Raw genomic sequence first — 12,929 nt, forward strand, 5'->3', positions numbered from 1 at the left:
TACCCTGCCTCACCGAGACCTCCGGGCTCAGGGATCGAGTGATCTGAGAAGTTCGCATACGCTCGCGCTGAGGGCGTGCATCTTGAGTTCATCCGCCAGCATCAGCGACTGGTAGAGGTGGTGTCGAAGTACGTCGGTGGTGATCTCGGCGACGCCCTCTACCAGATTGGCAGCGCTTGCTGCGTGATAACTCAATGCCGACACGAGGCGCCTCCCAAGACGAAGGCGGCGGAATGGTGCGCCGCCGCCTTTGCACCGTTTGGTGCAGCAACCTCCGGAGTTGCGTCTGGTTCCGAGGCTTGGGGCCTGGCTCAGCTGTGCCGGTAGATCGCGCGCTCGTGGCTGAAGCACTTGAAGCCGAAGTATCCGTGATAGCTACCCATGCCGCTGGTGTTCACGCCGCCGAACGGCAGGTTGTTCTCAAGGTAGTGCGAGAACACGCCATTGACGGTTACGCCACCTGACGAGGTGCGGGCGAGGACCTTCTCGATGTTGTCCTCGTCCTTGCTGTAGACGTAGAGCGCCAGCGGCTTGTCGTGTGCCTCGATGTAGCCGATGGCCTGGTCGAGGGTGTCGTAGGTCATCACCGGGATGACCGGGGCGAAGATTTCGTCCTGCAGGATCGTCATCTGCGGTGTCACGTCGGTCAGCATCGTCGGGTGGACGGTAAGGTCAGCGGCTTCGAACGTGCCGCCAACGGCAACGGTCGCGCCCTTGGCAACGGCATCGTCGAACATTGCCTTCACCCGGTCGAAGTTCGCCTTGTTGACGACCTGTGCGATGCTGTCCTTCTTCAGCGCGCCGCTTTCGTCATAGAGGTTCTTTGCGACGTTGGCGCGAAAGCCTTCCACCAGCGCAGCCTTCTTGTCTTCCTTCACGAACACGTAGTCAGGGCTGATGCAAGCCTGCCCGCCATTGAACTGCTTGGCAGCGGCAAGCTGCGCGGCGATCTGGTCGATGTCGGCGCTGTCGTCGACGATGACCGGGGACTTGCCACCGAGTTCCAGAGTCACGCTGGTGAGGTGCTTGGCGGCGGCGGCCATGACGATCCTGCCAACGCGGGGGCTGCCGGTGAAGAAGATGTGGTGGAAGGGCAGGTCCAGCAGGGCAGTTGCCACCGAAACGTCGCCTTCGAACAGCGCTACGTCCCTTTCGTCGAAAGCTTCCTTGATGATGACCGAGGCGATCTTCGCCGTTGCCGGGCACAGGTCGGTCAGCTTGACGATGCAGGTGTTGCCGGCCGCAATGGCGGCGGCCACCGGGCCAAGTGCGAGGCCGAGAGGGAAGTTCCACGGCCCGAGGATCAGGCAGACGCCGCGCGCTTCATAGGCGATCTGCGCGCGGTCCGCGGGGTTCAGCGAGGTCTGGACTTCCGTCGGCTTCATCCACTCATCGAGATTATCGATGTTGCGCTGGATGTTGGCGGTAACGTTGAGCACTTCGGTCACGCGGATTTCGCCGACCGGCTTGCGGGTGTCTTCCAGCACGGCTGCGACGATATCGTCGGCGTGGGCTTCCACCGCAGCCTTCAGGCGCGCGAGCTTCTCCTTGCGGACTTCGGCGCTCGAGGCCTTGGCTTCCCACATATGGGCCTGCTGGAGCGCGAAGACACGCTGGATTTCGGCGGAGAGGTCGGCTGCGGTAGGAGCGGTCATCGAAAGGCACCCTGCTGAGATTTGTTCGTTAGTCTTGCTAACGAACAGTCTCTTCGATGGCAACGTCTCGGCGAGTTTCATTCCATTGCCAGTGCCGCAGATTTCACCTGATGGCTCAGGGCAGGGTCCGCCAGGCCAGATCGGCGAATTCGCAGAGCAGGGGACGGGTGTCTCGTGGATCGATGATGTCTTCCACACCGAAACGCTCGGCGGTGCGGAAGGGTGAGCGCACCCGGTTCAGCCGGTCGCGGATGCTTTCGAGGTGCGCTGTCGGGTCCTCGGCTGCCTCGATCTCTGACTTGTAAGCCACTTCGATACCGCCTTCGATGGGCAGGCTGCCCCAGTCCCCCGATGGCCAGGCAAAGCGGTACTGGAAGCTCTCGGCATTGCTCATCGCGCTGCCGGCGATGCCGTAGGCGCGGCGGACGATAACGGAGCAAAGCGGCACGGTAGCCTTGTAGATCGCATTCATCGCCTGCACGCCGTAACGGATCGTGCCGGTACTTTCGGCGGTGTGGCCGATCATGAAGCCGGGGTTGTCGACCAGGTGGACGATCGGCAGGCGGAACTGATCGGCGAGCTTGATGAAGCGTTCGGCCTTCTCGCTGCTGCGCGCATCCCATGATCCGCCGAGATAGCTGGGGTCGCTGGCGACGACCGCCACGGGCCAGCCGTCGAGCCGGGCGAAAGCTGTGATGACAGCGCGGCCCCACAGACGACCCATCTCGAACAATGAACCCCTGTCAACCACGGCGTCGAGCAGCCGGCGCATGGAGTAGACCTGCTTGGCCTCGCGCGGGACAAGATCGATCAGGAAGTCCTCGCGCCTTTCGGCCGGGTCTGTCGCGGCGGCGCGAGGGGCAGGGGCACCGACGTGGCTCGGCAGGTAGGAGAGGAACCGGCGGGCACGGGCGAACGCCTCGGCTTCGCTGGCAACTTCCTCATCGACCACGCCGTTACGGGTGTGGATGGCGCTGCCGCCAAGCTCTTCCTTGCTGCGGTCTTCACCGATGGCGGAAACGACTGCCGGGCCTGCAGCAAACAACTGGGAGAGGCCCTTGACCATGATCGAATAATGGCTGGCGACAACGCGCGCCGCACCAAGGCCAGCAGTCGGGCCGAGCGATAGAGCGACGACCGGCACGGTCTCGAGGTTCTTGACGACTTGGCCCCAGCCGGGCGTGGCCGGGACGTAAGTCGCGCCAATGTCTTCGAGAGTCCGCACCGATCCGCCGCCGCCGGTCCCGTCGATCATGCGGATCAGCGGAATCTTCAGGGTGTGCGCCATCTGCTCGCACTGGATGAACTTGCGCGCGATGGCGGCGTCGGCTGCCCCACCGCGCACGGTGAAGTCATCTGCCGAGGCGACGACCGGGCGCCCTTCGATGTTGGCGCGGCCGAAGATCAGGTTGGAGGGGGCGAGATCGAGCAGTTCGCCGTCAGGCCCGTAGGAGCCTTTGCCGGCGATCTTGCCGATCTCGCGAAACGATCCGGCATCGACCAGCCCGGCAATGCGCGCGCGGGCATCGAGCTTGCCGCGGCCGTGCTGGCGGGCGACCTTTTCGGCGCCGCCCATCTGCTCGGCCAGCGCCTCACGACGGCGCAGTTCCTCGACCTCGGGTTCCCAGCTCAAGCGATGTCCTCTCTGTTTATGAGAGGCAGTTCACTCGATTTGCCCCAACAGCGCAATCGCCATTGCTTGACGCTTTCGCGCCTACTCCGCCGCCTTGCGCTCCAGATGCCATTCCGGCGCTTCGTCCAGAGCGGACAGTCGCGCCCATTCCTGCTGCATGTAGTCGCGGGTCATCGGCAGCGCGCTGCGACGCTTCACGCTCTGGATGTGGAAGTTGACCATGCCGCCGTGGCGGAAGCTCTGTTCGGCTCCGGCAAGGTAGAATTGCCACATGCGGAACAGGCGCTCGTCATAAAGCGCGACGATCTCCTCACGGTGCATGGTGGCGCGGCGGTACCATTCGGCCAGCGTATAGGCATAGTGGTAGCGCAGGACCTCGATGTCGCCGACTTCCCAGCCGGTCTTCTCCAGTGCGGAAACCAGTTCGCTCATCGCCGGGATGTAGCCGCCCGGGAAGATGTACTTGCGCGTCCACTTGTCGGTCGTTCCCGGTGCGCCCTTGCGGCCGATCGTGTGGGTCAGCATGATCCCATCAGGATCGAGCAATTCGTTGGTCTTGGCGAAGTACTCGCCGAAGTTGGGCGCACCGACATGTTCGATCATGCCGACGCTGGTGATGCGATCGAACTGGCCCTGCACATCGCGGTAGTCTATCAGCTGGAACTTGACCTTGTCGGCCACGCCGGCCTCCTCGGCGCGCTCCTGCGCGAACCTGATCTGGTCAGGGGCGAGGCTGACGCCCAGCACTTCGCAGCCAAAGTGACGGTTGAGATAGAGCGCCAGGCCGCCCCAGCCGCAGCCGATGTCCAGCACGCGCATCCCTGAACTCTGCCCCGGCACCAGCCGCAGCTTGGAGGCGATCAGCGCCTTCTTGTCGACCTGAGCGCGCTCCAGCGTGTTTTCCGGATCGCGGAAGTAGGCCATCGTGTATTGCCGGTCCTCGTCGAGGAATAGCTCGTAGAACTGGCGGGTCAGGTCGTAGTGGTGAACGACGTTCTTCGAGGCCTGCGCCCGCTGGTTGATCTGGTCGATGCGCGAGACGACCTTGGAAAGCGCCTTGCGGACCGGGCCCTTGCGGTCAATCCCGCCGGCGTTGCTGGCATTGCCCATGACGAACAGGACGAAATCGCGCACATCGTGCGGCGGTTCGATGACCATGCGTCCGTCCATGTACGCCTCGCCCGCGCCGACTCGCGGGTCCTTGGCGACATGCATGGCCGCGCCCTTGTCCGTGAAACGGATCTTCAGGGGCGGGGCGGATGGCTCGCCATAGGCATACTCCTTGCCATCATGATCGATTACGACAAGCTTACCCTTGCGGATCAGCCTTTTGAGCATCTGGTCTAGCAGCCACATGCACACAGGTTATGCGAAGCCGATCCTGTCGCAAGACTTTATTGACGAACAGTGCATGTAACATTGTCACTTTAAAATCCGTTCATGTCGTGCAATGGTTAATGCGATTGCAATTGTAACTTTCAGGACCGGGTGCATGGCCAAGTTCCGTCTCGCTGCTTCCGCTGCGCTGCTGGCGTTGTCGTTCCATTCCTCGCAGGCGCTGGCCGATGAAGGCATGTGGACTTTCGATGCTTTCCCCACGGCCAGGATGCAGAAGGACTATGGCTGGGCACCAGATGCCAAGTGGCTTGGCCGCGTGCAGGCCGCTGCGGTGCGCCTGACCGGAGGGTGCTCGGCCAGCTTTGTTTCGCCCGAGGGGCTGATCTTGACGAACCACCATTGCGTCGTCGAATGCGCGCAGGACAACTCCACCGACAAGCGCGATCTCCTGAAGGACGGCTTCGTGCCCACCCGGCGCGAGGAGGAACTCAAATGCCCGGGCCAGCAGGCCGAGGTCGTAACCGCGATTTCCGACGTGACCGCGCGGGTCAAGGCGGCGATCGGCGCTTCGACTGGCGAAGCGCTGGTCAAGGCGCGCGATGCGGAAGTGGCGAGGATCGAGAAGGACGGGTGCAAGGATGGCAAGACCACGCGCTGCGAGGTGGTGACGCTGTTCGGAGGCGGGCAGTACAAGCTCTATACCTACCGCAAGTATTCGGACGTGCGGCTGGCCTGGGCGCCGCAGTTCCAGGCAGCCTTCTTCGGCGGCGATCCCGACAATTTCAATTACCCGCGCTATGCGCTCGACGCTGCGTTCCTGCGGGCTTACGAGAATGGCAAACCGGTTCCAACTCCTGCCCATCTCTCATGGAACTCTCGCGGGCCGAAGGTAGGCGAAGCGACGTTCGTGGTGGGCAATCCGGGTGCAACGCAGCGGCTATTCACCACCGACCAGATCGCCTTCCAGCGTGAGGTTGGACTTCCGCTGACCACCACGATCCTGTCCGAACTGCGCGGGCGCCTGATCGCGGCCATGGACAAGAGCCCGCAGCAGAAGCGTGAGGGCGCTGACGAACTGTTCGGCATCGAGAACAGCCTCAAGGTCTATATCGGGCGGCAGAAGGCGCTGAACGATCCGGCGTTCCTCAGGATGCTGGGCGATGCCGAGGCGGACCTGAAGGCGAAGACCATGGGCAAGCCGGGAATCGGCGATCCTTGGGCGGATACCGCCAAGGCAGTGCAGGCCTATCGCGACATCTATGTGCCGTGGCGTTTCATCGTGCCGCACTCGGCGCTGATGGATCAGGCCATGAAGCTGGTGCAGGGCGCGGCAGAGCGGGAGAAGCCCAACGCCGAGCGTCTGCCGGAATTTCGCGATTCCAGCCTCGAACTCACCGCCAAGACGCTGCTCGACGAGGCCCCGGTCTATCCGTGGATGGAGCAACTGGAGCTGGCATGGAGCCTGTCGAAGGCGCGCGAGTATCTCGGCGCCGATGATCCCGATACCCGGCTCCTGCTTGGCAAGGAATCGCCGGACGGGCTGGCCGAGCGGCTGGTTGGCGGCACGACGCTGGCCGATCCCGCCGCACGCAAGGCGCTGTGGGATGGCGGGCGCAAGGCTATCGAAGCATCGTCCGACCCGATGATCGTCTATGCCCGCAAGATCGACGCACGCGAGCGTGAACTGAAGAAGCTGGTGGACGAACGCTACGCCGGACCTCTGGCCGAGGCGGGAGCCCGGCTCGCCGATGCGCGGTTCATGGCCTATGGCAACAATGTCTATCCCGACGCCACGTTCACGCTGCGCATCAGCTATGGGAAGGTCGAAGGCTGGAAGGAGCGCGGGCAGGACGTTGCGCCGGTAACCACCATCGGCGGCGCATTCGACCGGGCGACAGGCGCCGAAACGTTCGATCTGGCCAGTGCATTTGCGGCGAACGAGGCGAAGATCGACAAGTCCTTGCCGTTCGATTTCGTCACGACCAACGACATCATTGGCGGCAACTCAGGCTCGCCGGTAATTGACCGCAACGGCAGCGTGATCGGCGCGGCGTTTGACGGCAATATCCATTCGATCGGCGGCAACTACGGCTATCAGGGCGCGTTAAACAGGACCGTTGTCGTGAGTACGGCAGCAATCCAGCATGCCTTGGAAGTGATCTACCCGGCGCCGGCGCTGGTCAAGGAAGTGGTCCACAAATAGCAAAAGGGGCGGCTCCGCAGAACCGCCCCAATATGTCTGGCTGCAATCCGCTCAGCGGCAGCGACCGCCGCTGCGTTCGATCTCGCGACCGAGCAGCGCACCACCGGCTGCGCCGAGGATCGTGCCGAGCGCACGATCGCCGCGCGTGTCGATGGCACGGCCCAGAAGCGCGCCGCCGGCGGCGCCGATGATCAGCCCGGTCGTGCCGTTGCTGCGCTTGCAATAATAGCGACCGTCGCGACCGCGCCAAACCGTATCGCGGCTGCTGATGCGGCGCGGCTCGAGATAGCGACCGCGGCTGTCATAGATGCGGTCATGCTTGGCCCGATGACCGTGAGCCGGAGCCCAGTGCGGGGGATCTGCCAGGGCCGGTGCAGCGGGAAGGGCGATGGCCGCCAGGGTTGCGGCCAGAATGGTCTTTCTCATGGGATGCTCCCGTAGTCGAAACTATGCTTGCAGTTCGGTTGAACCGATTTGCTGCGACAACGGCGATCCTTGCGGCACGATCCACAACGTCGGATGAACGGGCGAGGCTTGTGCGCAGCAAGCGACGACCCGCCTTTGGCCTGCGATAAACGGACGTCAGCGGGTAGCCATTCCTTCGGTGCCGGAGTGCCCGATACCCTCAGGAGCGAGAGTTCAGTAGTTCCACTGCACCTGCGCGCGGATCACGTCGCCCTTGGCCTGCCCGGTCCGTCGTTCGTCTGCTTCGGTACGGGAAACATTGGCGTAGTTGAGCGTCACTTCCAGCTCCTTCAGCGGGAGCCATTCGACGCCCACCTCATACTCGTCGGTTTCGAGGCGGGGTGCGTTGATCGCGCTCTTCCAGCCACCGCGATACTTCTGCCAGCGTGCGAACGGAATGAGCTGGCCGATCGGGGTTTCCGGCATCCGGTACATGGCCATGACATAGCCGCCGGACGCGCGCTGCGAACGGATTGCGCCAAGCGTGCGGTCCCACTGTGGTGCAGTCCCGAAAGTCCATTCGGCCTGAATGCCGAAAGGCTTGGGATAGATCATGCCGTGGAAGTTCACGTGGTTGTCGTCATAGGAGATCGTCGAAACGCCACCGGTGCGGACTTCCGGACGGAACTGGTTGCGCATCGCGGTCACGCCGAATTCCGCGACCTGCCCGTCAAGGCCAATGCCGTCGAGCCGGAACGGCATCGTAGCCATGGCAACCGTCATCAGCCCGCCGTTGCGTTCAACCTTGTTGATGCCCTGCCCGTTGTAGGCGGCAAGCGCGAAGGCGCCGTAATTGCCGAACAGCTTCTGGCCATCCTGGGTAAGCTCGTCCCAGATCTTCTGGATCTTCGGGGGGGTATAGTAGAGCACGACGCCCAGATCACGTTCGCCGGGAACAGGGGCGTTGATCGCATCAGTACGATCCAGCGGGACACGGTTCGACGAGCTCTGGAGGTTTTCCCAGCCGTAGGGCACTTTCGATTGGCCAAGGCGCACCTTCAGGGTCTTGGCCTTGTCGAGGAACACGTCGGCATAGGCATCGCGCATCTGGAAGAAATGCTGGCGCGATTCATTCGCCGACTGGTTGCTGACCGCGGCGGCCATATCGCCCTGCATGTAGAGCGAGACGCGGTCGGAGATGTCTCCCTGCACGACAAGGCGCGCACGGCGTAGCGTGAAGTTTCCGTTCTCGCTGATCCCGCTGTCCTGCACTGAACGCAGGCGCGATACGCCCGCAGGCGCGTTCTTCGGGCCGCCGACGATTTCGTTCATGCGCAACTGGGTGTAGCCGCGGATCATCAGCTTCTCGTGCCAGGCCTTCTTCTTGGGCGCAGGCTTGGCCTCGGGCGTCGCTGCAGCAAGCACTACCGGTTGAGCGGCGGCGGTGCCGGTTTGCGATGAGGCTGTCGTGGCTGGGGCCGAAGTTGCAGCAGGGGCAGAAGCAGCCATTTGCGGAGCAGCCTGGGCGGCCTGCATGGCCTTGACGATGGCCTTCAGCTCGTCGACCTGGCGCTGAAGATTGGCGATCTTTGCGTCCTGATCTTCCGCCGCTGCCGCGACTTGCGGTGCAGACAGGAAGACGGTTGCTGCCAACGCCGCCTTGAACGCCTTGCTTGCCGACACTTTGCTTCTCCGTTCACTGTGTTGCCGGAGCCGCTAGGCGCTGAAAATGACGGGTTTGTGACAGTCAGTTGACGCAATGGCGGATTTCGCTTCGAGAAGTTCGACTTATCTACCTGATTCTGCAGGGAAGGATAATATTTCGGCTTTGTGTCCGATGTCGAAAAACTGACGCGCATCTGCAAAGAATCGCGCTTTGGTGCTTTCGCCAATGCAGACTCGGGCCATCGTGACTCGCAGGTGCACACCTGCTAACGGCCCTCCGGTGCGCACCGCACCGCTTCATTCAAAGACCGACATGACCGACCTTTCGCTGATCCGCAATTTCTCCATCATCGCCCATATCGACCACGGCAAGTCGACGCTGGCGGATCGTCTGATCCAGTACACCGGCGGCCTTTCCGAGCGTGAAATGTCCGAGCAGGTGCTCGACAACATGGATATCGAGAAGGAGCGCGGCATCACCATCAAGGCGCAGACCGTGCGCCTTGACTACAAGGCCAAGGACGGCAAGACCTATCAGCTGAACCTGATGGACACGCCGGGCCACGTCGACTTCGCCTATGAAGTGAGCCGCAGCCTTGCCGCGTGCGAAGGCGCGTTGCTGGTGGTGGATGCGGCGCAGGGCGTGGAAGCGCAGACGCTCGCCAACGTCTACCAGTCGATCGAGCATGACCACGAGATCGTGCCGGTGATCAACAAGATCGACCTGCCCGCCGCCGAGCCCGAGAAGGTCAAGGCGGAGATCGAGGACGTGATCGGGCTTGATGCCAGCAACGCGGTGATGACCAGCGCCAAGTCCGGCATCGGCATCGAGGAAGTGCTTGATTCCGTGGTGGAGCGCATTCCGCCGCCGAAGGGCGACCGCACCGCGCCATTGAAGGCCATGCTGGTGGACTCGTGGTACGATCCGTACCTTGGCGTCGTCATTCTCGTTCGCGTCATCGACGGCGTGATCAGGAAGGGCTTGCAGGTCAAGTTCATGGCCGGCGGGACCGAGCACCTGATCGACCGTGTCGGCTGCATGCGGCCGAAGATCGAGACGCTCGACGAACTGGGCCCGGGCGAAATCGGCTTCATCACCGCGCAGATCAAGGAAGTGGCGCAGGCCCGCGTGGGTGACACGATCACCACCGTCAAGCAGGGTGCCAAGGAAGCGCTGCCGGGCTTCAAGGAAGTCCAGCCGGTGGTGTTCTGCGGCATCTTCCCGGTCGACGCAGCCGAGTTCGAAAAGCTGCGCGAGAGCATCGCCAAGCTTCGTCTGAACGACGCATCGTTCAGCTTCGAGATGGAATCGAGCGCAGCATTGGGCTTCGGTTTCCGCTGCGGCTTCCTCGGATTGCTGCACCTCGAAATCATTCAGGAACGCCTCAGCCGCGAGTACGATCTCGACCTGATTACCACTGCACCTTCAGTGGTTTACCGCATCCAGTTGCGCGCCAGCCGCAATGACGATGCGCGCGAGATCCTGCTGCACAATCCGGCCGACTACCCCGATCCCAGCCGTATCGAACAGATCGACGAACCGTGGATAAAGGGCACCATCTACACGCCCGACGAATACCTCGGCTCGGTGCTGAAGCTGTGTCAGGACCGTCGCGGCGTGCAGACCGGTCTGACCTATGTCGGTGGGCGCGCGCAGGTCACCTACGAACTGCCGCTCAACGAAGTGGTGTTCGACTTCTACGACCGTCTCAAGTCGATCAGCCGGGGCTATGCCTCATTCGACTACGAGCAGATCGGCCTGCGCGAGGGCGACCTTGTGAAGATGAGCATTCTCGTCAACAACGAGCCGGTCGATGCGCTGTCGATGATCGTGCACCGCAGCGCTGCCGAGGCGCGCGGGCGTCACATGTGCGAACGCCTCAAGGACCTGATCCCGCGCCACCTGTTCAAGATCCCGGTCCAGGCGGCAATCGGCGGCAAGGTCGTCGCGCGCGAGACGATCGCGGCAATGCGCAAGGACGTCACCGCCAAGTGCTATGGCGGCGACATTACCCGCAAGAAGAAGCTTCTGGAAAAGCAGAAGAAGGGCAAGGCCCGCATGCGCGAGTACGGCAACGTCTCGATCCCGCAGGAAGCCTTCATCGCCGCGCTGCGCATGGGCGAGGAATAAGTTTCCGCCTGAAGCTCGGCATGAAAAGGCCCGCAGGATCAGCTCCGGCGGGCCTTTTGATTCCTAGCGGGCGCCTTGCGGGCCCTTGCGGTGCGGCTTGCCTTGCGGGCGCTGGCCGGCGGGGTGAGGGCGGCGCGGACCGCGATGGTCTTCGCCGCGTGGGCCATCATTGCGGTGGAACTTGCGCGGGCCATCGTTGGCGCCGCGGCGGTTGTCGCGCGCCATTTCGCGCGGACCATCGGGCGCGGCCTCGATGTGGATGCCGTTCTCGTCCTCGCCCTTGGGATCGGCGGTGCGGCGCACGGCATCGGCGAAGCGGTCGGCAATGGCGCGCGGGACCTGGAACCAGGTGTCGTTGGGAGCAATGCGGATCGCGCCGATTTCCTGGCGCGAGACGTGGCCGCGGCGGCACAGCGTCGGCAGGATCCAGCGCGGATCGGCGTTCTGGCGGCGGCCCACGTCCATGCGGAACCACACCACATCGTCAAAGCCCGGACGGTGCGCCGCCTGCTTGCGGCCTTCGTCGCTGCCCGAAAGCAGCTCTTCCGGCTGGGGCAGGGCGGCGCGGTGGGCGCGGACCAGCGCTGCGGCCAGTTCCTCGGCGCTGCGCTGTTCGAGCAGGGTGCGGGCGATATCGAGATCCGCCTCGTCCGGCTCGACCGGCGCGAGGATCGTTTCGAGCAGGCGTTCGCGGTCCTGCGCGCGGATTGCTTCCGGCGTCGGCACTTCGGCCCACTCGGCGTTGATCTTGGCTCCGCGCAGCATCATCTCGACGCGGCGGCGGCGCGGGAACGGCACGATCAGCACGGCGGTGCCCTTCTTGCCGGCGCGGCCGGTGCGGCCGGAGCGGTGCTGCAGCGTTTCGGCATCGCGCGGGATTTCCACGTGGATGACAAGGCTGAGCGACGGCAGGTCGATGCCGCGCGCTGCGACGTCGGTAGCGACGCAGACGCGGGCACGGCGATCGCGCAGGGCCTGCAACGCGTTGTTGCGCTCCGACTGGCTATGCTCGCCCGAAAGCGCGACGGCGGTGAAGCCGCGTTCGACCAGCGTGGCGTGGAGGCGGCGGACGTTGTCGCGCGTGGCGCAGAACAGCATCGCGGTTTCCGCTTCGTGGAAGCGCAGCAGGTTGACCACTGCGGCTTCGATTTCTGCCGGGGCAACGGCAACGGCGCGGTAGGCAATATCGCCATGGCCGCGATTTTCGCCAACGGTGGAGATGCGCAGCGAGTTCTTCTGATAGCGCCTTGCCAGAGCCTCGATCGGCTTGGGCATCGTCGCCGAGAACAGCAGGGTGCGGCGGTTTTCGGGCGTTGCGTCGAGCAATTCCTCGAGGTCTTCACGGAAGCCCATGTCGAGCATCTCGTCAGCCTCGTCGAGAACGACGCACGCGAGCGCCGAGAGGTCGAGCGCACCGCGTTCGAGGTGGTCACGCAGGCGGCCGGGCGTGCCGACGACGATATGGGCGCCGCCCTGCAGCGTGCGGCGTTCGCGCGAAGGGTCCATGCCGCCGACGCAGGTGGCGATGCGCGCGTGTGTCGGTGCATAGAGCCACTGCAACTCGCGGCTGACCTGCAGTGCTAGTTCGCGGGTTGGCGCCACGACCAGTGCGAGGGGCGCGGTGGCAAAGGGCAGGGCGCTTTCATCGCCGATCAGTTCGGGCGCCATGGCAAGGCCGAAGGCCACGGTCTTGCCCGAGCCGGTCTGTGCCGACACGACAAGGTCGCGGCCAGCAGCTTCGGGTTCGGTAACGGCAGCCTGGACCGGGGTCAGCGCGGTGTAGCCATGCGCTTCGAGAGCCTGCGCGAGCGGGCTGGGGAGGTGTGCAAAAGTCATCGTCAAAATCGCCATTCCTGCCGCCGGAGCGACATTCGCATATGTGTTGGGCCAATATCGGCT

General features: G+C 63.7%; 9 protein-coding genes. 2 read left to right on the forward strand and 7 right to left on the reverse strand.

What is annotated here, in order from left to right; genetic code table 11:
• Positions 1-27 precede the first annotated feature (27 nt).
• The 4 genes from HGI46_RS18865 to HGI46_RS18880 all read right to left on the reverse strand — a co-directional run bounded on the left by HGI46_RS18865 (position 28) and on the right by HGI46_RS18880 (position 4,644).
• Positions 28-204 carry a hypothetical protein gene (locus HGI46_RS18865; protein ID WP_162896088.1) on the reverse strand — a complete coding sequence of 59 codons (177 nt, stop codon included), beginning with the start codon at positions 202-204 and terminating at the stop codon, positions 28-30.
• Between the two features lie 107 nt (positions 205-311).
• Complete coding sequence (locus HGI46_RS18870; RefSeq protein ID WP_168905414.1) at positions 312-1,655, reverse strand: aldehyde dehydrogenase family protein; 1,344 nt, start codon at positions 1,653-1,655, stop codon at positions 312-314.
• A gap of 115 nt (positions 1,656-1,770) precedes the next feature.
• Positions 1,771-3,288 (reverse strand): carboxyl transferase domain-containing protein, encoded by a 1,518-nt coding sequence (locus tag HGI46_RS18875; protein WP_168905415.1) that lies wholly within the window; start codon positions 3,286-3,288, stop codon positions 1,771-1,773.
• 81 nt (positions 3,289-3,369) lie between these two features.
• Positions 3,370-4,644: a cyclopropane-fatty-acyl-phospholipid synthase family protein gene (locus HGI46_RS18880; protein ID WP_118074209.1), complete on the reverse strand. Its 1,275-nt coding sequence runs from the start codon at positions 4,642-4,644 to the stop codon at positions 3,370-3,372.
• Positions 4,645-4,780: 136 nt separating this feature from the next.
• On the opposite strand from HGI46_RS18880, the gene HGI46_RS18885 reads away from it, so the two are divergent.
• The gene (locus tag HGI46_RS18885) at positions 4,781-6,829 is read left to right on the forward strand and encodes a S46 family peptidase (protein WP_168905416.1); all 2,049 of its coding nucleotides are present in this window, start codon (positions 4,781-4,783) and stop codon (positions 6,827-6,829) included.
• Positions 6,830-6,880: 51 nt separating this feature from the next.
• On the opposite strand, the gene HGI46_RS18890 is transcribed toward HGI46_RS18885, so the two are convergent.
• Complete coding sequence (locus tag HGI46_RS18890; protein ID WP_118074207.1) at positions 6,881-7,255, reverse strand: glycine zipper 2TM domain-containing protein; 375 nt, start codon at positions 7,253-7,255, stop codon at positions 6,881-6,883.
• A gap of 213 nt (positions 7,256-7,468) precedes the next feature.
• On the reverse strand, positions 7,469-8,869 hold the full coding sequence (locus tag HGI46_RS18895) for a porin (RefSeq protein WP_240946894.1): 1,401 nt from the start codon (positions 8,867-8,869) through the stop codon (positions 7,469-7,471).
• A gap of 343 nt (positions 8,870-9,212) precedes the next feature.
• Here HGI46_RS18895 and lepA point away from each other — a divergent pair, with 343 nt between their 5' ends.
• The gene (lepA, locus tag HGI46_RS18900) at positions 9,213-11,030 is read left to right on the forward strand and encodes a translation elongation factor 4 (protein WP_118074206.1); all 1,818 of its coding nucleotides are present in this window, start codon (positions 9,213-9,215) and stop codon (positions 11,028-11,030) included.
• A 63-nt stretch (positions 11,031-11,093) separates the two neighbouring features.
• Here the strand turns inward: lepA and HGI46_RS18905 are convergent, their stop codons facing one another.
• Positions 11,094-12,866 carry a DEAD/DEAH box helicase gene (locus tag HGI46_RS18905; RefSeq protein ID WP_168905417.1) on the reverse strand — a complete coding sequence of 591 codons (1,773 nt, stop codon included), beginning with the start codon at positions 12,864-12,866 and terminating at the stop codon, positions 11,094-11,096.
• Between the last annotated feature and the right edge of the window lie 63 nt (positions 12,867-12,929).

It is taken from the genome of Novosphingobium sp. ERW19 (genome assembly GCF_012641315.1).
In the GTDB taxonomy this organism is placed as follows: Bacteria; Pseudomonadota; Alphaproteobacteria; order Sphingomonadales; family Sphingomonadaceae; genus Novosphingobium.

Coding starts and splice junctions, on each gene's coding strand:
- HGI46_RS18905 (WP_168905417.1), bottom strand. CDS start 12,866: ATGACTTTTGCACACCTCCCCAGCCCGCTCGCGCAGGCTCTCGAAGCG.
- HGI46_RS18870 (WP_168905414.1), bottom strand. CDS start 1,655: ATGACCGCTCCTACCGCAGCCGACCTCTCCGCCGAAATCCAGCGTGTC.
- HGI46_RS18885 (WP_168905416.1), top strand. CDS start 4,781: ATGGCCAAGTTCCGTCTCGCTGCTTCCGCTGCGCTGCTGGCGTTGTCG.
- HGI46_RS18880 (WP_118074209.1), bottom strand. CDS start 4,644: ATGTGGCTGCTAGACCAGATGCTCAAAAGGCTGATCCGCAAGGGTAAG.
- lepA (WP_118074206.1), top strand. CDS start 9,213: ATGACCGACCTTTCGCTGATCCGCAATTTCTCCATCATCGCCCATATC.
- HGI46_RS18890 (WP_118074207.1), bottom strand. CDS start 7,255: ATGAGAAAGACCATTCTGGCCGCAACCCTGGCGGCCATCGCCCTTCCC.